This is a genomic window from Candidatus Neoehrlichia procyonis str. RAC413 (assembly GCF_000964795.1).
Lineage (GTDB): Bacteria > Pseudomonadota > Alphaproteobacteria > Rickettsiales > Anaplasmataceae > Neoehrlichia > Neoehrlichia procyonis.
In genome coordinates this window covers 1,153,946-1,177,031 of the sequence record NZ_LANX01000001.1, presented here as the reverse complement: position 1 = coordinate 1,177,031, position 23,086 = coordinate 1,153,946, and the positions used below count along the sequence as shown (strand labels likewise).

Annotated in this window: 17 protein-coding genes and 1 rRNA gene; 6 read left to right on the top strand and 12 right to left on the bottom strand. The window is 28.8% G+C overall.

The window, feature by feature from the left end:
* Positions 1–636: 636 nt before the first annotated feature.
* The 8 genes from NLO413_RS04430 to NLO413_RS04895 all read right to left on the bottom strand — a co-directional run bounded on the left by NLO413_RS04430 (position 637) and on the right by NLO413_RS04895 (position 11,293).
* The gene (locus tag NLO413_RS04430; protein WP_045809266.1) at positions 637–1,950 is read right to left on the bottom strand and encodes a hypothetical protein; all 1,314 of its coding nucleotides are present in this window, start codon (positions 1,948–1,950) and stop codon (positions 637–639) included.
* Between the two features lie 283 nt (positions 1,951–2,233).
* Entirely contained in the window at positions 2,234–2,575 is a 342-nt protein-coding gene (gene sdhD / locus NLO413_RS04425; protein ID WP_045809265.1) for a succinate dehydrogenase, hydrophobic membrane anchor protein, read from the bottom strand.
* A 6-nt stretch (positions 2,576–2,581) separates the two neighbouring features.
* Positions 2,582–2,956 carry a succinate dehydrogenase, cytochrome b556 subunit gene (sdhC, locus tag NLO413_RS04420; protein WP_045809264.1) on the bottom strand — a complete coding sequence of 125 codons (375 nt, stop codon included), beginning with the start codon at positions 2,954–2,956 and terminating at the stop codon, positions 2,582–2,584.
* A gap of 122 nt (positions 2,957–3,078) precedes the next feature.
* Positions 3,079–4,582 (bottom strand): 16S ribosomal RNA (locus tag NLO413_RS04415).
* 237 nt (positions 4,583–4,819) lie between these two features.
* The gene (locus NLO413_RS04410; protein WP_045809263.1) at positions 4,820–6,151 is read right to left on the bottom strand and encodes a 3-phosphoshikimate 1-carboxyvinyltransferase; all 1,332 of its coding nucleotides are present in this window, start codon (positions 6,149–6,151) and stop codon (positions 4,820–4,822) included.
* Positions 6,152–6,357: 206 nt separating this feature from the next.
* Complete coding sequence (gene dnaE / locus NLO413_RS04405; protein ID WP_045809428.1) at positions 6,358–9,720, bottom strand: DNA polymerase III subunit alpha; 3,363 nt, start codon at positions 9,718–9,720, stop codon at positions 6,358–6,360.
* A gap of 1,083 nt (positions 9,721–10,803) precedes the next feature.
* Positions 10,804–11,001 carry a hypothetical protein gene (locus tag NLO413_RS04915; RefSeq protein WP_198138901.1) on the bottom strand — a complete coding sequence of 66 codons (198 nt, stop codon included), beginning with the start codon at positions 10,999–11,001 and terminating at the stop codon, positions 10,804–10,806.
* A 112-nt stretch (positions 11,002–11,113) separates the two neighbouring features.
* Positions 11,114–11,293: a hypothetical protein gene (locus NLO413_RS04895; protein WP_156965577.1), complete on the bottom strand. Its 180-nt coding sequence runs from the start codon at positions 11,291–11,293 to the stop codon at positions 11,114–11,116.
* Positions 11,294–11,495: 202 nt separating this feature from the next.
* Between NLO413_RS04895 and NLO413_RS04390 the strand changes: the two genes are divergently transcribed.
* From NLO413_RS04390 to NLO413_RS04380, 3 genes are all read left to right on the top strand, one after another.
* The gene (locus tag NLO413_RS04390; protein WP_045809260.1) at positions 11,496–11,777 is read left to right on the top strand and encodes a BolA family protein; all 282 of its coding nucleotides are present in this window, start codon (positions 11,496–11,498) and stop codon (positions 11,775–11,777) included.
* Positions 11,778–12,075: 298 nt separating this feature from the next.
* Entirely contained in the window at positions 12,076–13,224 is a 1,149-nt protein-coding gene (locus NLO413_RS04385; RefSeq protein WP_045809259.1) for a trans-sulfuration enzyme family protein, read from the top strand.
* 423 nt (positions 13,225–13,647) lie between these two features.
* Positions 13,648–15,045, top strand: coding sequence for a UDP-N-acetylmuramoyl-L-alanyl-D-glutamate--2,6-diaminopimelate ligase (locus NLO413_RS04380; RefSeq protein WP_045809258.1), 1,398 nt, complete (start codon positions 13,648–13,650; stop codon positions 15,043–15,045).
* Between the two features lie 395 nt (positions 15,046–15,440).
* Here NLO413_RS04380 and pdxH read toward each other — a convergent pair whose 3' ends face one another.
* The 3 genes from pdxH to NLO413_RS04365 form a co-directional block, all read right to left on the bottom strand.
* Positions 15,441–16,019, bottom strand: coding sequence for a pyridoxamine 5'-phosphate oxidase (pdxH, locus tag NLO413_RS04375; RefSeq protein ID WP_045809257.1), 579 nt, complete (start codon positions 16,017–16,019; stop codon positions 15,441–15,443).
* 518 nt (positions 16,020–16,537) lie between these two features.
* Complete coding sequence (locus tag NLO413_RS04370) at positions 16,538–17,497, bottom strand: patatin-like phospholipase family protein (protein ID WP_045809256.1); 960 nt, start codon at positions 17,495–17,497, stop codon at positions 16,538–16,540.
* Between the two features lie 491 nt (positions 17,498–17,988).
* Positions 17,989–18,624, bottom strand: coding sequence for an alpha/beta hydrolase (locus tag NLO413_RS04365; RefSeq protein ID WP_045809255.1), 636 nt, complete (start codon positions 18,622–18,624; stop codon positions 17,989–17,991).
* Positions 18,625–18,709: 85 nt separating this feature from the next.
* Between NLO413_RS04365 and argH the strand changes: the two genes are divergently transcribed.
* The gene (gene argH / locus NLO413_RS04360) at positions 18,710–20,119 is read left to right on the top strand and encodes an argininosuccinate lyase (protein ID WP_045809254.1); all 1,410 of its coding nucleotides are present in this window, start codon (positions 18,710–18,712) and stop codon (positions 20,117–20,119) included.
* 241 nt (positions 20,120–20,360) lie between these two features.
* Here argH and NLO413_RS04355 read toward each other — a convergent pair whose 3' ends face one another.
* A complete protein-coding gene (locus NLO413_RS04355; protein WP_045809253.1) occupies positions 20,361–20,966 on the bottom strand; it encodes a peptide deformylase in 606 nt (201 codons plus the stop codon).
* Positions 20,967–21,232: 266 nt separating this feature from the next.
* Between NLO413_RS04355 and NLO413_RS04350 the strand changes: the two genes are divergently transcribed.
* Positions 21,233–22,276, top strand: coding sequence for a quinone-dependent dihydroorotate dehydrogenase (locus tag NLO413_RS04350; protein WP_045809252.1), 1,044 nt, complete (start codon positions 21,233–21,235; stop codon positions 22,274–22,276).
* Positions 22,273–23,049 carry a type III pantothenate kinase gene (locus NLO413_RS04345; RefSeq protein WP_045809251.1) on the top strand — a complete coding sequence of 259 codons (777 nt, stop codon included), beginning with the start codon at positions 22,273–22,275 and terminating at the stop codon, positions 23,047–23,049. The genes NLO413_RS04350 and NLO413_RS04345 overlap by 4 nt, the downstream gene beginning before the upstream one ends.
* Positions 23,050–23,086: the final 37 nt, after the last annotated feature.

The window sequence follows — 23,086 nt, the reverse complement described above, 5'->3', positions numbered from 1 at the left end:
TAAAATATCATACCACTCTAGTGAAAAATAACTTTAATCTTTCTCATACCATTAATTTTGCAATTATTATAGTCCTTTATAAATATAACAAAATATCTAATTAAAAAAAATCCTTATATTAATAATACTCTTAGTAAATACATATACAAATAATTACTTTATCAAATCAGGTTTTTTTCCTCTAGGATTTGCACTACATTCAAGTCAAACAAAATATTGTATACATTCTTAAATATAGCTATATACTATATAAACAACTTATAATAAACATATAGATAGTGGTTTAATATTCTAAACAACTTACCAAAAAAATAAAAGATACCTTCAATAAAAAGTATACACTCAATGCAACCAACAATAAAAGTAATGCACAATAATAAGCATAAAACAGTAAACAATAATTAATACATAAATTCATATTGTCATAAAAATGATACATATATATAAGATGCAAGTTTATTTTAATAGTAAATTATTTCAACATTAATCTGATCACAAACAAAAAACATTCTAATAAACAATACAATACCTATGTACAAATAACACTTTTATAAGTACTTATACTCATCTAATAGAAACAAAATACCTTTAAAAATATAAAACTTTAAAGCTTCACGTATAAAATAAAAATTTATCTTACCTGTTTTGTGACGCTACCGTAGAAATATTACGTTGATTTTGAGAATAATCATGTAATTCTTCTGATGCTCCATACAATACTTGTTGTTTTGATAAATCCATCCCTACTTTTTTAATTTCCTCTTTATCATTAGCATTAATTTTCCGTTTTATATGTTTCCTTTGCCTTGTCATAGAATTTTGATTATCATTTTCTTTCATTACAGCAATTTTCTCCATATTATTACACTGATCTATCTTACCTTTAAGCGTACTTAAAGCCTTTCCATCTCGAGAAAACCTAAGTTTATATAGCTTATAATGATCGGTAAGTTGCTTTGCTCCATTACGTAAATCAGAATAGCAATCTGTAGATACTTTCTTAAGTACAGCAACTCCTGATTTTTTCTGTAAATCATCAGCATTATACATAGCATTTAAAAACGTATTTCCAACTTTACATAAAGCTTCACCTATATCTTTCGCATTTTTAATAAACATCATAAATCCTGTAACTATCAAACCTAGTAATCTAAAAATAGATGCAGCCACAACCAATCCCATATCAGATTGCTGATTTATTAAAACCCCTGTACTTTTATTTATAATGTTACAATCCATTTTCTCTTCTAAAGAATTAGCACACTTGTTAAAAAAATTGCTAATATGCTTTAATACCCCTTGAACTGCACCCAAAGAGAACCTAATAATATCACCGAATACATATAATGGCATTAATGCTAAAGTTAATATCCAATTTGTAGTATTTGACTCCAAACTTTTAATACGCATAGAAAAAGGATTTAATTTTATATCTTTAAGTCTCTTCATTACTCTTCCATCATGAGACCTAACTTGTATAGGAATATTATCTTTACAAGCAATAACAGGTATCGTATTTTTTACTCGACTACCCAGATGTAAATCTTTAAATATTTTTTCTTGGTTATTAGTATTAATTGCAAATAAAGCATTACCATTTATATCATAAATTGGGTTACCATCATCATCATGTAACTGTATAACCGGATATTTTTTATTATTATATATCAAGTTATTTCCTTTGATAAACATGTTACCTGTACTTTTTTTAAAAAATTTATCAGGAACATAATTGCAAAATTGCTGCTTAAAAATAACTTGAGATTGTACACCAGAAATTGTTACATCCCTTTGTTTGCCAAAATCAGGATTAAGCTTTGCCAAATATGTAAAGCTTAATATATTATTAATTACTTTTAAGGATGAAGAAAGCAATGACCCAATAGTAACAATGGCTTTTCCAAAAGGCACATTATTATTTTTTAAAGCCCTTCTTAAGTTACCCAACATAGTTATTTACACAATCAATTCTTAAAATAATAATCTTATAGAAAATCTATTAATAAATTAATAAAAATTATTTACATAACCTGCCAATAAAAAAATAGCTAGTATAATATTTATATAAATAAAACTCCTTTTAATAAAAAATACAGTCTCTTACTGATAAGAACAAATAAACTACATAATAGCAATATACTCAAAAAATACACAAAAATTAAATAATTAACATACCTCTTTATTTAATTACTAAGTGTAAACATCTTACCAACTGCACTGCAAATTATAGATTTTATAAAGCAAAAAAACAAAACATTATAACTGCCATTAAAGATAATAATAATGTTATTATAAAAATAACTTTTACAGTAATAATAATAGCAATTCTCAGCTTTTGAGATGAAATATAATCCTCTAAAATAACTATTATCCCTAACATAGCATGATATATAGCTACATAGAATAAAAGAGTAATTAATATAAGTTTTATAGGATGCATTAAAATTAGCTCACGCGCATGCTCAACTGAATATGTAAACATATTAAGAACAATAGGTAAAAGCAATGGAATCGGTAACATTATAATAGCAGTAATCCTTTGCATTAACCAATGATATGCTGACTTATTTATCATATAGTACTATAAACTAAACGCAAAAAAACAAGATATTAATGATAATGCTACGGATAAAGATATAACTAATAACCCACTTATTGTAGCCGAAGACTTATTTATTCCTATACCTAAATCCCACATTAAATGTCTAATACCATTTAAGTAATGATAATAGAAACTAGCACTCCATAACACACAAACCGCTTTAATTAACCACATAGGAATTAAAGCAATTAAATTGCTAAACAATCCAGGCATAAATGCAAAAACTATAAATGCCCAAGAAAAAGCCATCAATCCTATAAACAGAAATACACCAGTAACCCTATGAGTAATTGATAAATATGCCATTCCCAACTTATAGATTTGCAAATGAGGAGATAAGGGCTTAATTTTCATTATTATTGACAATTATAAATACAGAAACCTGTAGCAAGAAAAAAACAATAAAATAGAAATAAAGACGGCGGAACAACTTATTAAGTCATTACTAAAAAATAACAACTTTAATAAAAAGCCTAAAAGGAGGTAATCCAGCCGCAGGTTCACCTACAGCTACCTTGTTACGACTTCACCCTAGTCACTGATCCAACCTTAAATGGCTGCCTCCTTACGGTTAGCTCACCAGCTTCGAGTTAAACCAATTTCCAGGGCATGACGGGCAGTGTGTACAAGACCCGAGAACGTATTCACCGTGGCATGCTGATCCACGATTACTAGCGATTCCGGCTTCATGCTCTCGAGTTGCAGAGGGCAATCCGAACTGAGACAACTTTTATGGATTAGCTCAATCTTACGATCTTGCAACCTATTGTAGTTGCCATTGTAGCACGTGTGTAGCCCACCTTATAAGGGCCGTGCTGACTTGACATCATCCTCACCTTCCTCCAGTTTATCACTGGCAGTTTCCTTAGAGTTCCCAGCATTACCTGTTGGCAACTAAGGACAAGGGTTACGCTCGTTGCGGGACTTAACCCAACATCTCACGACACGAGCTGACGACAGCCATGCAGCACCTGTGTAAGGTCCAGCCGAACTGACTCTTTATGTTAAAAAAGATACGACCTTCATGTCAAAAAGTGGTAAGGTTTTTCGCGTTGCATCGAATTAAACCACATGCTCCACCGCTTGTGCGGGTCCCCGTCAATTCCTTTGAGTTTTAGTCTTGCGACCGTAGTCCCCAGGCGGAGTGCTTAACGCGTTAGCTACAATACAGAGATAAAATATCCCCACATTTAGCACTCATAGTTTACAGCGTGGACTACCAGGGTATCTAATCCTGTTTGCTCCCCACGCTTTCGCACCTCAGCGTCAGAACTGAGCCAGATAGTCGCCTTCGCCACTGGTGTTCCTCCTAATATCTACGAATTTCACCTCTACACTAGGAATTCCACTATCCTCTCTCGATCTCTAGTCTAACAGTATTAAAAGCAGCTCCAAGGTTAAGCCTTGGTATTTCACTTTTAACTTATTAAACCGCCTACATGCCCTTTACGCCCAATAATTCCGAACAACGCTTGCCCCCTCCGTATTACCGCGGCTGCTGGCACGGAGTTTGCCGGGACTTCTTCTGCAGGTACCGTCATTATCTTCCCTGCTGAAAGAGTTTTACAACCCTAAGGCCTTCTTCACTCATGCGGCATAGCTGGATCAGGCTTGCGCCCATTGTCCAATATTCCCCACTGCTGCCTCCCGTAGGAGTCTGGACCGTATCTCAGTTCCAGTGTGGCTGATCGTCCTCTCAGACCAGCTATAGATCATAGCCTTGGTAAGCTATTACCTCACCAACTAGCTAATCTAACATAGGCTCATCTAATAGCGATAAATCTTTCCCCCGCAGGGATTATACGGTATTACCTGTCATTTCTAACAGCTATTCCATACTACTAGGCAGATTCCTATGCATTACTCACCCGTCTGCCACTAACTATAACTATAGTAAACTATAATTATAATTCGTTCGACTTGCATGTGTTAAGCTTGCCGCCAGCGTTCGTTCTGAGCCAGGATCAAACTCTCAAGTTTGATTAACCATAATTAACTATGGTCTGTACTCATGCAAAACAAAAACTAAAAAATGTATTAGCTTTAGTACATGAAAAATAAATTAGCTTATATGTACCGCCGCCTTTACTTCTATTCTATATTTCCCTTAACTAATCAAACAACCTCACCAAATAGGTGCTTATATGTATTAATTTAGAGTATCTAGCACTATTCACTATGTGTCAATATATTTTTTAAATACTAAGTATAAAATAACTATATTAGTTTTTTAATTTTCCCACCTAACTGGTTAACTATACTAATAAAGTCAGTATAACTACTACTTATACATTCCACATCATTTATTATAATTGGCTGTTTAGATACCATACCCAATATTAAAAAAGACATCGCAATCTTATCATCGGAATGTACATTAACTACATTACCACCACAAATATTACCTCCGGATCCATAAATTATCAATTCACTATCTGTCATTTCTGTATTCACACCACATTTATTTAATTCACAAATTATTATATTCAATCTATTTCTTTCTTCAGTGTCCAATAAAGACATACCTTGCATAACAGTTGTCCCATCAATGTAGGCAGCAATTATACTAATAATGGGATATTCCTCAACAATAGATGGTAAATCCTTTTCCAATATTATTCCACCATGTAAAACACTTGTTTTAATAAAAATATCTGCTATACACTCACCAATAATACTTTTCCTTTTATTGGTTAAAGTAATATTAGCACCCATATTAATTAAAATTCTGTAAAATCCCATTCTATCGCTATTTATCATAACATTATGAATAATAACTTCCGAATTTTCTACCATTAATGCAGCAGCAACTATAAATGCTGCTAAAAAGGCATCTGATGGTACATATATATCCTTAGCAAATAACTCTTTTTGTCCACGTAACGTAATAATATTAGAATCATCAATAAAATTAACCGATATATCAGCATTTAAATATTGTAATAATAATTCTATATGATTTCTTGTTAAAATTCTTTCAGTAATTATACTGATGCCAGATGTATTTAACCCTGCAAGCAATACAGCAACCTTGACTTTATCTGACACACTATTGGTCGAATAACTTATAGGAATACTATCTTCAGAACCAATAAGAAGTATTGGTAACTTACCATTAACAGAAATATAATTACTCCCCATAGATAATAAAGGTTCTGTAACTCTATCCATTGATACTGAACATAATTTTCTAGATCCATAAAAAAAAGATAGGAAAGGATACGTAGATAAAAGACCAAGCAACATACATGTTATAGTAAAAGAATTACCCATGTATAATGCATTTTTAGGGCACATTAATCCGCCAATTCCCACACCTTTGACTATACAGTCACCTTTTTCATATAAAATTTCAACTCCTAATAAACTCAGTGCCTTACTAACACACATAACATCTTGACATAATGATATTCCATAAATCCTAGTAATACCTATGGCCTGTGATGCTAGTATTAAGGCTATACAAGATATAAACTTATCCCCAGAAATATTTGTAATACCATTTATAGAAGAAACTTTATAGGATATAGCTTTCTTTTTACTATTCATATTGCAAATTTAATTATACTAAATATAAGCCTAAGCAACATATTTATAAATATATTTTTTTAGCAACTACACTCCATTGAAAATACATTAATCAAAACATCATAACAAATCAACTTTTTATTACTAAACATAAAAAACTTTTAGTAATTAGTACAATAAATCTTACAAATAAGTGCAATTAATTTTATACAACAAACAACTACAAATTATACGCCATCATCATTAATAGTTACATCTTTTACCCATGTGCAATTTAAAATTTGAATAAAAGTCACAGGAGTAATAAAAAACAATTTTGGTAACTCAACCACTATCTCGCTGTCTTCTAGGTACAATTTAATAAAAATTTTTGTATTACCAGAGTCATTTAACAGGCAAGATAATGATTGTGGGGCAATGTTATCATTAACATGTATAACAATACTTCTTATATCTTTCATTATAACAGTAAGATATTCCTTAAAATCATATATATTTTTTCCAATTAACCTAGATCTACTTACATGATAATCCATATCAATAATAACTGACACACCACTATTAAATAAGTCCCTATTCTCTTCTATAATGTTACTACCATAAAAAGCTATTTCATTAATATTATAAGGATCAGATAATCTAATTACTGCAAACTTTTCCTTATTGGTTGATCTAATACGTACATTTGAAATAATACCTGCAACTCTTTTTGTCTTATAAGTAAATTTTTCTTTATGTTCACCAATAAAGTGTATGTTTAATTTTTCTAAAATACTTTTATATTTACTCATAGGATGATAACGTAAATAGAATCCTATTGCAGAAAATTCTTGATTGATTTTTTCTTCATCGCTCCAATCCTCTACTTCCTCTAATTTACTAATGCTACTATTATTAAATAAGCTAAACTGATCAAAGCTAATACTACGTTTATTGCTTCCTATCACATCAAGTAAGATATTCAAAGATTTAAAAAGTTGTTTTCTATTGGAATGAATAGAATCCAATGCACCAGACTGTATAATACTTATTAGCATTCTTTTATGCGCTACATTTGATTGTATACTATCAATAAAATGCCATATATTCTCATATTTAGTTTTAGGAATAATTTCTGTTGCAGCTAATTGCCCTACATTTTTTAATGCTCCAATACCATATCTTATAGATTTTCCTTCTATTGAAAAAAGCGCATCTGAAAAATTAATATCAGGTGGAAGTATAGTAATACCATGAAGTTTAGCTTGTTGACAAAGTAGCTCTAATTTATCTTTATTATTTATATCCAAATTCATTGATGCAGTAAAAAATTCTAATGTATAATTAGCTTTTAAATAAGCTGTCTGAAAACTAATTAATGCATATGCAGCAGCATGCGATTTGTTAAACCCATATCCAGCAAACTTTGCTACCAAGTCAAATATATAACTTGCCTTTTCCGCATCTATTCCATTTTTTATAGCACCGCTAATAAAAATTAGCCTCTGACTATCCATTTCCTCCTTAATCTTCTTTCCCATAGCACGTCTTAATAAGTCAGCACCACCTAAAGTATAATTAGCTAATATCCTAGCTATTTCCATTACCTGTTCTTGATATATAATCACTCCAAAAGTTTCTTTTAATACTACTTCTAACATTGGATGTATATAATCTGGTGCTTCTAAGCCATGTTTACGTTGTATGTAAAGTGCAATATTATCCATGGGTCCAGGACGATATAGAGAAATGATGGCTATAATATCTCGAATTCCATCTGGCTTTAGTTTACTAATTGCTTCACGCATTCCAGAACCTTCAAGCTGAAAAACACCTATAGAATTCCCTAATGACAGCATTTCATAAGTTTTTTTATCATCTAAAGGAATTTTCGAAAGATCAATATCCGAGCCTCTTTTCCTAATTAGGTCACAGATCTGGTCTATTACAGTTAAGGTACGTAGCCCTAAAAAATCAAACTTTACTAACCCTGCTTTTTCAATATATTTCATGTTATACTGGGTAATAGGCAAAGCACAAGATTTATCATAGTATAAAGGTACAAAATTTTCTAATTCTTGATCACATATAACTATACCCGCAGCATGCACTGATGCATGTCTATATAAACCTTCTAATTTTAGTGATATTTCAAGCAATTCAGCAACTGTTTGATCATTATCACGCTCTTTCTGTAAATTTTTATCCATTTCTATAGCTTCAGAAAGTGTAACAGGACTTACAGGATTATGTGGTATCATTTTACATATTCTATCAATATGAGCATAAGGTACTTGCATTACCCTACCAACATCACGTAACACTGCTTTAGCCTGTAATTTTCCAAATGTTATAATATGAGCAACATAACCATATTTCTGTCTAACATATTCTATAACTTGATCTCTCTTTTCTTGACAAAAATCAACATCAAAATCAGGTATCGATATCCTATCAGGATTAAGAAATCTCTCAAAAATTAATCCAAATTCAATTGGATCCAATTCTGTAATCTGTAAAGCCCAAGCAACTAATGACCCAACACCTGAACCTCTACCAGGACCTACAAGTATATTGTTTTTTTTACTCCAACAAATAAAATCTGCAACTATCAAAAAATATCCTGAATAATCCATTGATATTATAATATCTAATTCATATTTCAACCGATCATAATATTGTTTTTCCTGCTCTTGGGTAAAACTTTTACCACATAAACGAAAATTCAACCCATTAATTGACTTATCAGTTAATTCTTCTGCCTCAGTTCTTCCTTTAGCACAAGGAAAGTGCGGTAACATAGGTTTTCTTACCTCTAAAACAAAAGAACATCTTTTCGCTATCATAATAGTATTATGCACTGCTTCAGGGATATCAGAAAATAACTCACACATTTCCTTTGAAGATTTAAAGTAATAATCTGGTGTTAATTTCTTTCTATCTTCCTGTACAATATATGTTCCATCAGCTATACAAGACAGTACATCATGTGCTTGAAAATCTTCTTTATTAGCAAAAAACACATTGTTTGTCGCAACTAAAGGAATATTATTCTTATAAGCAAAATCTATAAAAAACTTTTCTAGCTTTTTTTGACTTTTAAGATTATGACGTTGAAGTTCAATATAAATATTATCATTAAACACTGATATAATATCATTAAGAATACTAAAATTACCGTTTCTTTCTAATAATAACTGAGACAGAAAATCATCATAGCCTCCCGTAAGTACAATTAACCCTTTATAAAGGTGCAGCAACTGCTTAACATTTACCCTATTAATTTTACTACATTGGTTATCTTTAAACGAGTTACTAATAAGACTAACAAGGTTACTGTAACCTTCACTATTCTTTGCTAATAACAGTATATTACCTATATTTTTTCCAGAGTCTTCAACCATAACATTGCATCCAATGATAGGCTGCACACCTGCTTTTATAGCATAATCAGAAAACTCTAAAGATCCAAATAAATTTCCTGAATCAGTAAGCGCTACGGCCGGCATATTATGCTGTACACATAAATCAACTAAAGCATCAACTTTAATCATTCCCTGTAATAAAGAATAATCACTGTGAACTCTTAAGTGAATAAATAACTGAGACATACAGTTGTTTTTAATATTAAAATCACACATATTTACATGCTAGTAAGCTATGTATAAAAATACTACAAAATTTTACAGCTGGGCAAAAGGTTAATTATGTGTAAGCAATCTAACAAAGGTTTAACAACAATATCAAACCATAAATTTCTATAACATTTACTAAAAAATACAAATAACATATGACCTAATTATACTGAAAACAAATACAAATTTAATCAAAAAAAATACAGCGAGAATAGCTAACACGTAAAATAATCTGCATATGTATAAGTTATTACGCAATTCAATATCTCGGAATATATGTGTAAAGTACATTTTTAAATTACGACAAGTATTAATTCACTTTGATAAATAATCTTAAAACTGTAAAAAATCACATTTATAGAATTACTACTTCTACAAATAATAATATCATACCTAAGTAACCAAACACTAAGTAAAACATCACTAAACCTATACATAAAGCTATTCAACTCAGTATAAATATGCCATAATACAATCAAGGCATCTATCACAAACAATAATTAATGTAGTAAATAAAAGATTGGCAACCAAGCCTCCCTTGATTTTTCAGCAACTTTTTATAAAGCTAACTTTACACTTTTCTTTCTAGTTATAGCTTTTACATTACATCTATTACAACCACAACTTTTAAAACATCATCACAACATAATAAACTTTTGGGTAAAATGTAAATATACTATTTTTTTCAACTAAAATATCTAGATGACTTACACCTTTTTCTAACTATCACTTTTTAACTATACCTATTTACAACTAAAATTTTGACCATCACCACGATATGACAAATCTTTTGAAATGTAAATATACCATCCTTCTTTGCAACTAAAATATAATGCATTTCTTGTATATTATATAAACATTCCATATAAGTTTTATTTACTTTATTACTTATCTCTTTATAAACTTTTGTAGCACTCATGAGATTTCATTAGAATGTAAAAAATAAAAGCTCTTTTTTAGGATAAACTGCCACTTGATTATGAGGAGTTTTAAATTTCACTGCCGTTATACATACAGCAACTTATTAACTATGTATAAAAAACTGTAATCTCTTTCGGTTCATCCATTAATTTGAGCGTGAAGATCTCTACCATAAAAGTGCATATCTCCCAAATCTGTAGACGTAGGCTGACCACATAATATATGAGCAAAAGCTTTACCATTAACCAAAAATCTGCTAACTCTTTTTAAATTGAGATAAATTTGCACTTGCAGTAAAAACTTAACAATTAAGCAAATTATAAATTTCTTTAACATAACTTTCATAGTTCTTATCATTTAACAGTTGTACAAAATCATCTCTCTTAGGAATAATACCCCTCGCCACATATTTTTAATACTGCATTATCAAAAGTATTCAATTTATGAACTAATGGAAGATCACACTTGTCATAAACACCTTGTCGAAAAAAAAAGGATTAAAACTTATATTGCTAATACAATCTTTTGACATTTTAGCATCAGCACTACCATAAGACCCAGAACTAAAGAAGTACAATGCAATACAAAATATAACATTAATAACTAACATAATTCTATTGATTCTCATAAGAATCATCTTTCACAATTTAACACAAAGTTCTACATTTAATAATAAATATAGTATGCAGCCATACCACTTTTAAAACAATGCAAATTTTTTAGGACAATTACTTATATTTATAATAAAAATATATTCCTTTTTTTTAATTTACAAGCTAATACTATTAGGTAATACACACAAAAAATGCATAAATTTTATTAATACAACCATGAAGTTAATTCAAACAATAAAAAATAAAATCGCATCCTCTATTAACTTAATTGATTTAAAAGTTATTGATAAGTCTTTAGACCACATAGGACACAAGTTTACTTCTAATTCCTCTATATCACACATCAAACTAGTAGTAATATCTGATGATTTTTCAAACACTAACAGACTAGAACGTCACAAGTTGTTACATAAAATTTTAGCAAATGAGATACAATTAATACATTCAATTTCTTTATCAGCTTATACATCAGAGGAATATGGTAACTTACCAAAATAATAAACTAACTCACAATAAATTATATCCCTTAGTTTCAAACTTAACTAAAATACCCGATTTCTTGTATATTACAAAGGCCACTAGTTACTTTTATAAAAAAATTTAGAAATAAGTTGTTTATCAAGTCAAAATTTAACTAAAAACCTAAATTATTTTTTAATTTTTACCATGCAATAACTAAAAAATATTTTAACTATTTAATAATATTTTTAAAGGTTAAAAAATATAGTATACTTAATAATTCGTGACATTATTATCTATAGTATAAAAATATTCTAGCTTATAAGAAGTAAGTTAAATGAAAAAAAATTTTTCTATATTGAAACCACATAAAAACTTTTATGGTTCTTTAAACCTTCCTGTATATAGATCGTCTACAATACTATTTCCAAGCTTTGAAGAATACAATAATGCCACATCCGGGAATAGCATACACGACGTTTTACATGATGGGATAACAAGAGATTACAGCTATAACAGTGTTGGTAGTCCTACATATCACTACTTATCACAAATAATTGCACAACTTGAAAAAGGAAAATATGCTATAATATACCCTTCTGGATTAATGTGCTTAACTTTAGCAAGTATAACATTCACTGATAACAACACACACATCTTAGTCCCAAGTAACGTATATTTCAGGTATAAAAATTTTGTAAATGAAGTTTTAACTAATAATGGAACAACTGTTACTTTTTATGACCCAGCTACAGACATTAGTCACCTTATTCAACAGAATACATCTTTAATAATAATAGAGAGTCCCAATTCTACAACTTTAGAAATAACTGACATATCTCCTATAGCAAAGTTAGCAAGAAAGCATAATATCACTACCATCTGCGATAACTCTTGTGCACCTTTACTTTATAGTCCTTTAAAATACAATATTGATATTGTAATGTATTCACTTACAAAATATTTTTCTGGACATTCAGACGTATTAATGGGAGCAATAATAACAAACAATAAAACACTCTTTCAAAAATTATGTAACATCTATAGAAATTTTGGTGTTTTTGTATCTCCAGACGATTGTTACTTGGTATATAGAGGGATGAAAACAATGCATATACGTATGGAAAAATGTCAAAACACTGCCCAAAAGCTAGCCTTGTGGTTACAAAAACATAAAAAAATAAAGCAAATAATTTATCCATCACTACCATCACATCCGCAATACCATATATGGAAAAAATACTGTACAACTGGTGGTGGTGGATTACTAAACATTATCCTACATCAAAAATATTCAAATGATGCAATAAATGCTGCTTTTAATAATATGAAACATTTTGGCATTGGAGCATCATGGGGAGGATGTACTAGCTTAATTTTACATAAACACAATGACTCCCAAGAAAGCTACTTAAGAATATTTTGTGGGTTAGATGACCCACAGGACTTAATAAATGATTTAGAATCATCACTTGCAAAACTATAAACATATTTTATATATTAGCTTTTTATTTAAATCTATTATTATCATATATAGTAAAAACTTGTGTTATTTGCTTCTAAGTTGTAATTTTACAGCATAATGCATCACCTTTATCAAAAGTACCCATGACACATTTTAGATATATTCTATCATACTAAACATTGTAATATATTATTATCACCAATACAAAAAATACTTATCAATTTATATGCAATATATAATGAATATATTTCATAGATTATGAGAAAATATAAAATAAAATTATTATGAATTTCTCTTTTACACACATTATTTTAAAAATTTGACTATAATAAACCATAATTATTTATTAGAAATCTTATAGCAATATTGTATCTTATATATTTTCTATTAATATACAACTCACATTTCATATGTATAATACATATAGCAGCTTTTTTCAATTATATGAACATAAATAATCTTATACAAAAACTTGCCTGTAAAATCAGTGGTATATCATCTCACTCAAAGCACATTAAACCAGGGTATGCCTTTATATGTTTATCTGAAAAAAGCCACATGTTTATACCAGAAGCTATAAAATTAGGTGCTAAATTCATAGTAACAAAAAATTACAATACTCTAAACAACAACAAAATTATCACATGCTCAGATCCATATAAATTATATCATCTTTTATCATCCAAGTTACATAATAACAAACAACCACATTTCATCGCAGCAGTAACTGGTACCAATGGAAAAACATCAGTTGTAGATTTTTGCAGACAAATATGGTACTTACTCAACTATAAATCTGCAAGTATAGGAACTTTAGGCACATTCATCAATAAACAACTATTATATAAAAACTCTTTAACAACACCAGATCCAACAAATCTACACCAAATATTATCAAAGTTATATAACAAACAAGTTCAATATTTATGCTTAGAGGCCTCAAGTCACGGAATAGATCAAAAACGTATTAATAATACTATAATAAGTGCCGCAGCTTTTACAAATCTATCACATGACCATCTAGATTATCATAATGATATGAAATCATATTTTTCCGCAAAAAAAAAACTATTCTCACATGTAGTAACACGTGAAGGGTATTCCATATTAAATATGGATATTGCAGAATATCCACAATTAAAAGCTATAGCAAGAAGTAGCAAAATTATTACGTATGGGACTAATAAGGGAGATATCCAAATATTAAGTTCTTGTAGTAATAAAAAAGGACATTATATAAAAATAAAAATATATAACTCTATATATGAAAAATTTTTCCCTGTACTTGGACAATTTCAGATATATAACTTAATGTGCGCTATAGGTATAATCATTGCATCAGGTGTAAAATATAAAGACTTACCTATTGAAAAACTAGCTACTCCAAAAGGACGAATGGAGAAAATAAATGACTTCATTATTATTGATTATTCACATACTCCTGATGCATTAAAAAGCACGTTATTATCCTTACAATTACACGGATACTCCAAAACAATTTTAGTTTTTGGATGCGGAGGAAATAGAGATATTGAAAAACGCAAAATCATGGGTAAAATAGCTGCTCAGTATACAACAAAAACTATCATTACAGATGATAATCCAAGAAATGAAGACCCACAAAAAATTAGAAAAGAAATCTTATCACACTGTCATAATAGTATTGAAATACCTAATAGAGAAGAAGCTATAAAATATGCAATAGAGGAAGCAATTAATAATAACTACATTGTATTAATTGCAGGAAAAGGTCATGAAAACACTCAAATTATTGGCAATAAAATACTTGATTTTAACGATGAAATAATAGCAAAAAATATTATCAATCAGTACTATAAATAACACAATTGACATATTTTATAATTAGCAAGGATAACAATATTAAATACTAAGTTTCCTTTATTGAATTAAAACTCTAAAATATTACTAATCTATTTGCAACAATAAAATTCTTTACATCCTTACTTTCACAGATTATAAAAGTTAAAAATATAAGAAAATTTAGCGCTACAGAAATCATAACTCTTTAATTAACAATTTAATGCATACTAGCTAACATATGATACTCTTTAAAGAAAGAGTTATCAATTTATGCATAATGCTAATAAAATCCAATAATAATATAAACCACTAGAATAAAAATCACAACTTTTCCATTTACATCTATATTGTAGTCAATATAAATCCTATCATTATTTACTTTAAAATTAATTTCATAAAGTAACATGCAACACTTTTTACGGATAAAGCTCTACAACTTTCCATGTATCATTTATACACTTACTATATTGATGCCTAATATGCAACCTATCAATACCTTCCTGCCAAAATTCTATTAACTCAGGAACTACTTTCATCCCCACCCAATAATCTGGTCTAGGTATGTTTTTATTTATAAATTTTTGATGCATATATTTAATTGATTCTAATAATTCATCACGATCTTTTAAAATACTTGATTGTTTAGAACACCAAGCACTTATTTGACTGCCACGCATTCTAGATGCATAATAAGAATCAGATTCCTCGGATGTAAGTAACTCTATTTTACCTTCCACACGAACTTGCTTTGAAATAAAGCTCCAATCAAATACAAGAGCAACATTTGGATTATAAGCAATATCTTGACCTTTTTTACTATGAAGATTAGTAAAAAATACAAAGCCACTATTATCATATTTTTTAAGTAGTACAATCCTTGCAGACGGCTTTAAATCCTGTCCACAAGTTGCTAATACCATAGATGTTGGGTCCTTACAAGAAGACCGTAATATCTCATCATACCATATACTAAATAATTCGATAGGATCCTTCATAGAGAAACATATAAACTAACAATACGTATCATAAATAGTAAATGATATCTTCCATATCATAAAATACTATTCAACCCTTAAATTTTTATCCATATAAATCTCTTTATATTTTTTAATACAAAATCTTGCCACAAATCAAAAACAATTAGGCTTCCTACTTAATAAGGTAAAACTCTAAATATAGAATAACTTTAATTTCACGTTATTTAGGCATATCAATTATATTAATCATATTACATATTACCTTAATTGATACAAATATCAATCCCATAACTTACATGTTACAGTAGCACATTTATAATACATTTTAATTTTTTATTCTTAAAATTATAAAAGTATTTCTTTACTATTATATGATATTATCTATCTGTTAATTAAGTTCCATTCTTTAATAAACAAATATACTAAAATTAATTAAATACGCAACATCATATATTATAGCAGTACACAAAATGCTTATAAATGTTATAAATACGTTTCATTTTACATACTATAAGCTAATCCTATATTTCAGTAAGTTAATTATTAGTATATAATGGTGAATGTTTGAAATGACTATCACTAGTAATAAAATCACATAACTTATTTATATTATTCATATTTTCTTGTACGATTCTCTGTGCGTCTAATCTTAAAGATTGGATATTTTTATATGAGATATCAGATAATTCATATGAAGATTCTTGTAAATTACCATTTATTCTAATATAATGTCCTTTTCTCGCAATTCTTTCCATTTGATAATCTATCCCATCTATTCCAGCATCTAAAAATAGATTTACAATATGTGTAGCCCAATATAATAATGTATCATGAGCTGATTTAGTATTTATCTTTGAACCACAACCTATTGATACAAAATATATATCATCATCTGGATATATGGTTATTGCAGAAGCATATGCACATACTACAGGGTTACTAGCCAACAAACTACTATCTACTAATAATTTCCTTTGATTATCTATTATAAGTTCTCTTGGAGAAAAATATGTAGGAGCTGCAGTAGCTGCTAATAATACATCCATTACTTTAATACTTGAATATTTATCTATCCAATTTCTAAAGATCACATCTTTCTGATTATATACGTCATAGCTTGGCACTAAAAAATTACACATTAGATCTTTCATTTGTACATTTTCAAAAAAACAATCAATAGTTTCCCTCAAATTATCAGAAGAATAGCGTGATCCTATTACATAAGATGTTATTCTACGTAATATCGAATTAGTAAACATTTTTTTTCCATATTGAAGAAAAAATCCTAAAATATCTTTAGCCATATACTTGGAACATCCTTTATCATCTTGCACAATTAATAAAGCAGATATTAAACTACCAACTGAGCTACCAGCAAACATACTAAATATTTTAGATAATGGCATTGCAAGTTTTTTTTCTATTTCACACAAAATTGTTGCAGCAATAATACCTTTAATTCCTCCGCCATCGACTGATAATACATATCTCGCCATATAACCCTCTAATGCTGTTAAATAATTTTATAATATAAGGAAGTATTACAAATACACTATGTAAGTAATAAAATTATAATCTAGTATCACAATTATAGTAAGCATACTTTAAAAGTAACTTTGTAAATTATTAGGTCTATACAATTAAATAAGCTTTTCTTTAATTCTACGTATGCACTACAACTTTATTGCACCCTTAACTTATATGCATATTAGTAACTCAAATGCAGTAATATACAACAAGCTTTAAAAAATAACTATAATGTAGTTTTGGAATACATATAGACAATTAAGAAATGACAAAGATATTCCCTAATATTTAGCATATTAATGCATTTTTATCAAAAAGACTTAGAAAGATATATTTAGTCTTGTAACACTAATAACTGCACATGCCAATAATTTAAAAGTTAATTTTAAAGTATACTTACTATAATTGTGATACTAAATATAATTTTACTACTTACATAAACAAATATAGTATAAGCTAATTACAAATGGGATATACAACTTTTAATAAACTCTGCTCCTACTATAATACATTCAGTACTTATGCTATGATCTAACCCCTTTATTTCATGATATTTAGCAGGAACATTATTATTAGTTAAAAAAGCCATACAATTGTTAAAATGTATAAATGGAACTACATAATCTTCATTACCATGTATAATACACATATTAGGTCTTGCAATAATCTCATGCTTCAACAAATTAGGACATAAAATAGCACCAGAATAAGATACAACAGAAGCACATAATTTTCTACATAGCGCTACATGCATTGCTAGCATTGCACCCTGTGAAAACCCTATCAGCGATAATTTGTTATCACTTAATTTTAGCTTTTTCAATTGTTCATCAATAAAATTATTAACAATTTCTGCAGATTTTTTCATTTCATTAAAAATAATATCTTCTTGCAAATAACTAGATGAAAACCACGCATATCCCATATTATAATTAATATGTGCATTAGGAGCAATAAATTGAGATTTAGGAAGAATCTTACTCATTACAGGAGCTATAGATATTATATTATCTCCTGTAGCACCCCTACCATGCAATAAAATTATCAAGTTATCTATATTATTACTTACCGCAAAGCTTGGTCCATTTATTATCATAACACCTTTTTACCTCTCGCGATAAATTAATTGTCAACGCTAATACAGTGGATTATAATGCTTTTTTACACATAGTCAAACCATAATGAACCATCCCTTATGGGGAGGTAGGTTTACATTACCTCCTAATAAAATTATGAAAGAGATTAATGCTTCTATAAAATTTGACAAATTGTTATATCAAGAAGATATAGAATGCTCAATATCACATTGTAAAATGTTAATAAAACAAAAAATAATAACCGAGTCTGACGGACAGCTAATCATAAACGGACTAAATGTAATACAGACACAAATTTTAGAAAATAATTTTGATTTTAATGCAGATCTTGAAGATATACATATGCATATAGAGCATCACTTGCATAAAATTATAGGAAATGTAGCAGGAAAATTACATACAGCAAGATCAAGAAATGATCAAGTAGCAACAGACTTAAAGTTATGGATAAGAAAGTATATATTAATACTTGATGCAAAACTACATGAGTTGCAAAGTTCTTTAATAAACATAGCTGAAAAGCATTATAATACCATTATGCCAGGGTTTACACATCTTCAAATTGCACAACCTGTAACCTTTGGACACCATATGATGGCATATTTTGAAATGTTTAAACGTGATAGGTTACGTTTAAAAGACCTATATCAAAGAACTAATGAATGTCCTTTAGGATCAGCTGCCTTAGCAGGCACTTCCTTTCCTATAGATCGTCATTTTGTTGCTAAAGAATTAGGATTTGAATGTCCTACAGAAAATTCTATAGATTCGGTGTCAGACCGTGATTATGTAATTGAATTTTTGTCAAACGCATCAATTTGTATAATGCATCTATCGAGAATCGCTGAAGAACTAGTATTATGGTCTAGTTATGGTTTTAAATTTATAAAGCTATCCGATAGCATGACAACTGGTAGCTCAATAATGCCACAAAAAAGAAACCCAGATGCAGCAGAATTAATTAGAGGTAAAACTGGTCAAATATTTTCTTCACTTAACCAGTTATTAGTCATTATAAAAGGACTACCATTATCATATAGCAAAGATATGCAAGAAGATAAGGAATCAACATTTATTGCAGCAAATAACCTATTATTATGTATAGAAGCAATGAGTAGTATGTTAAATAGTATGACCATTAATGCAAAAGTAATGACAAAAACTGCTTCATGCGACTTCTCAATAGCAACAGATGTTGCAGATTGGTTAGTAAAACATTTAAACATATCTTTTAGACAATCTCACGAAATAACTGGAAAAATTGTAAAATTAGCTGAAGCACAAAAATGTGACATAAGTAATTTAACAATTCAACAGTTGCAATCAATATGTCCTAGCATTACAGAAGATATATTTCTAATATTATCGGTACAAGAATCCGTAAAAAGCAAAACAAGCTATGGCGGCACAGCACCAAAAAATGTTATTAATGCAATAAAAAAAGGAATTTTATATTTACATAGTTACTGTTTGGCTAATCAACATAAAAAATGACTTTCTTTCCTATCATTAATACAATTATCTATAAATGAAAAATTACACCAGCACATATACTATTCAGTACTTTAATAAAATAACATGCATACTATACAAAAAGCCTAGTACTTTTACTACATTTGATCTGCTAAACATAAACAAATATTTGTAAACCTCTATATTCACCATATTTAGTAATAACTAAACAATCCATTACTACCCATTAATATCTCATTATAAATTAACATCTAAAAGAAAGCTATTCAGCATTTGTAGCATGTTTTTTATTGTTTAATAATAGTATATGTACTGTACTATAATCCTCATCAGATACACTACTTACATTAACATTTCTTATATTATCTATAACATTTGCCAATAATACACCGTTTAAATGATCAATTTCATGCTGAATACAACGAGCAAGCCACCCATACGCTCTAATAACACATTCATTATTTAATAAATCTTTATATTTTAAATCTAAATGCTTTGGACGGTGAATTCCAACTAAACCATAAGATATAGCTGATAAACAACCTTCAAACAAAGTCACAGCTTCACCTGATAAATTAACAATTTCTGGATTAATACATATTAAATTTTTACCGTTTAACGAATGATACCCTGATATTACTTTTATATCTTTAGTAATATCAAATAATCCACTAAACATATTTATAACAAAAATTCTACTAGTATTCCCAAGTTGCACAGCAGAAAACCCAACAGTTTTATTACTTTCTACAACCTTTACCATATCATCAACTAATTTTATAACGTTATCATCTATATCTCTTACATAATCCGACCTAGTACGTAATACTGCTAACTCCTGCGTATTTTCAACAGATAAAACCTTCATTCTTCCTCCAAATGATATACAACTGATATTGTATAACATTATACATAGATAATCTTAATAGTTGATATATAATTAGTATAAACTTTATAAACCATAATCATAACACTATAAAATTGTATTTTATCTTTTAAAAAGCGAAATAAATACAATAATATACACTTATTATTCTATAAAAGTTACGTTATACAGATTTATCAAGTAGTATTTTTGTAAAAATGTTATATAATTGAAATTAAATATTACGAGTTTAAAAAAAAGTAAATGCAGTGCTTCCACTAAAACTTACTAATCCATTATTACATATATCACCTGAGATTGCACATAGGTTAGTAATACTTGCATTAAAAAATGGACTATTTCCATATACAGCACCACAATGGTATTCATGTCTTAATACTCAGTTTTTTAGTAAAAGATTAAGAACACCCATAGGTACCGCAGCAGGATTTGATAAAAACGCAGAAGTAATAAAACCAATGCTATCAATGGGATTTGGATTCACTGAGGTAGGTACAATAACAAAATATCCACAAAAAGGAAACAAAATACCTCGCGTTTTCAGACTACACAAAGAAAGAGCCATAATTAATAATCTTGGATTTAATAATAAAGGCGTACAATATATAATAAAGCAAATTAACAAATGTGATCTTAATAACTACACATTTGGCATAAATATTGGTATCAATAAGGATACTAATGACCCTATAAAAGACTTTACAGATGTTATAAAGGAGATATATGGGTTAAGTACCTACATTACAATAAATATATCATCTCCTAACACCTTAAGATTACGTGATTTTCAAAATAAAGAAATTCTTACTAAGCTTCTCATGTCCATCATACAAACACGTAAAACTATAGATTATGCAGAATCTGTACCATTTTTTTTAAAAATATCACCTGATATTAACGATACCATAAAAGAAGACATTGCAATACTATCTTTAAAATATAAGATAAATGGCTTAATTATTAGCAATACAACAACTCAGTTTGGTCACTTATGTAGTAATTCAAAAGGTGGACTTAGCGGTCAACCGCTTTTTGATTTGTCTACAAGAATATTATCAGAAATGTACCAACTTACTAATGGTCAATTAGTATTAATAGGTTGTGGCGGCATAAGTAATGGTTTTCAAGCATACGAAAAAATAAAAGCTGGGGCATCGTTATTACAACTTTATACTGCAATGGTTTATAATGGAGTTAATGTAATAAACAAAATTAATCAGGAGCTTGCTGGTATTTTAACATCTGAAGGTTTTACAAAAATAGATCAAGCTGTAGGTATTAACCACAAATGATAATAGCTATAGATATTGGTAATACAAATACAAAAATTGCAATTTGTCACCAAAGTACAATAATGCATCATTGCATATTATCAACCTGCTATAAAAGAACAACATACGAGTACTTTATATTACTAAATGCTTTCACTAACCAAAAAAATATCAAATTACAACATATAAAATATGTTGTAATTTCAAGTGTCGTTCCAAATATTAACCCTGTAATAGAAAATATGTGCAAGCAGCACTTACAAGTTGACCCCATATTTATAACAAATGAAAGTATTTCAAATTTAGATATTACCATAAACCTTGATCAAAATAGTATTGGTAACGATAGAATCGCAGATCTAGTTGCAGCACAAAAATTATGGCCTAATCAAGATTTGTTAGTTATAGGGATGGGAACTGTAACAGTATTTAACTTATTGGATAAGCATGGCAGCTTATACGGACAAATTATTACTCCTGGAATTCCTTGCTTAACACAGAGCATAAGATCACAAACTGCATTATTGCCACAAGTGAATTTACAAAAAACAAACAAACTTATAAGTAAGTCTACAGCTGAATCCATAGGGTCAGGATTATACTGGGGATATGTTACAATGACTGAGGGTATAATAAAACAAATCTTTAATGAAGAAAAAAAAAATTTTCTTATAATAGCAACAGGAGGTGGATCTAATTTATTTTATAACAATAAAAACATTCATATTATTGATACTCTCCTAACCATAAAAGGAATTTTGTATTTACATAATAATATAACATCACAACACTAAGCTACTATACAATATTAAAACAATTACTTTATAACAT

What these genes read in the sequence shown, in the direction of transcription:
- NLO413_RS04430 (WP_045809266.1), bottom strand. Translation starts at nt 1,950, where the DNA reads ATGTTGGGTAACTTAAGAAGGGCTTTAAAAAATAATAATGTGCCTTTT.
- sdhD (WP_045809265.1), bottom strand. Translation starts at nt 2,575, where the DNA reads ATGATAAATAAGTCAGCATATCATTGGTTAATGCAAAGGATTACTGCT.
- sdhC (WP_045809264.1), bottom strand. Translation starts at nt 2,956, where the DNA reads ATGAAAATTAAGCCCTTATCTCCTCATTTGCAAATCTATAAGTTGGGA.
- NLO413_RS04410 (WP_045809263.1), bottom strand. Translation starts at nt 6,151, where the DNA reads ATGAATAGTAAAAAGAAAGCTATATCCTATAAAGTTTCTTCTATAAAT.
- dnaE (WP_045809428.1), bottom strand. Translation starts at nt 9,720, where the DNA reads ATGTCTCAGTTATTTATTCACTTAAGAGTTCACAGTGATTATTCTTTA.
- NLO413_RS04915 (WP_198138901.1), bottom strand. Translation starts at nt 11,001, where the DNA reads ATGTTAAAGAAATTTATAATTTGCTTAATTGTTAAGTTTTTACTGCAA.
- NLO413_RS04895 (WP_156965577.1), bottom strand. Translation starts at nt 11,293, where the DNA reads ATGAGAATCAATAGAATTATGTTAGTTATTAATGTTATATTTTGTATT.
- NLO413_RS04390 (WP_045809260.1), top strand. Translation starts at nt 11,496, where the DNA reads ATGAAGTTAATTCAAACAATAAAAAATAAAATCGCATCCTCTATTAAC.
- NLO413_RS04385 (WP_045809259.1), top strand. Translation starts at nt 12,076, where the DNA reads ATGAAAAAAAATTTTTCTATATTGAAACCACATAAAAACTTTTATGGT.
- NLO413_RS04380 (WP_045809258.1), top strand. Translation starts at nt 13,648, where the DNA reads ATGAACATAAATAATCTTATACAAAAACTTGCCTGTAAAATCAGTGGT.
- pdxH (WP_045809257.1), bottom strand. Translation starts at nt 16,019, where the DNA reads ATGAAGGATCCTATCGAATTATTTAGTATATGGTATGATGAGATATTA.
- NLO413_RS04370 (WP_045809256.1), bottom strand. Translation starts at nt 17,497, where the DNA reads ATGGCGAGATATGTATTATCAGTCGATGGCGGAGGAATTAAAGGTATT.
- NLO413_RS04365 (WP_045809255.1), bottom strand. Translation starts at nt 18,624, where the DNA reads ATGATAATAAATGGACCAAGCTTTGCGGTAAGTAATAATATAGATAAC.
- argH (WP_045809254.1), top strand. Translation starts at nt 18,710, where the DNA reads ATGAACCATCCCTTATGGGGAGGTAGGTTTACATTACCTCCTAATAAA.
- NLO413_RS04355 (WP_045809253.1), bottom strand. Translation starts at nt 20,966, where the DNA reads ATGAAGGTTTTATCTGTTGAAAATACGCAGGAGTTAGCAGTATTACGT.
- NLO413_RS04345 (WP_045809251.1), top strand. Translation starts at nt 22,273, where the DNA reads ATGATAATAGCTATAGATATTGGTAATACAAATACAAAAATTGCAATT.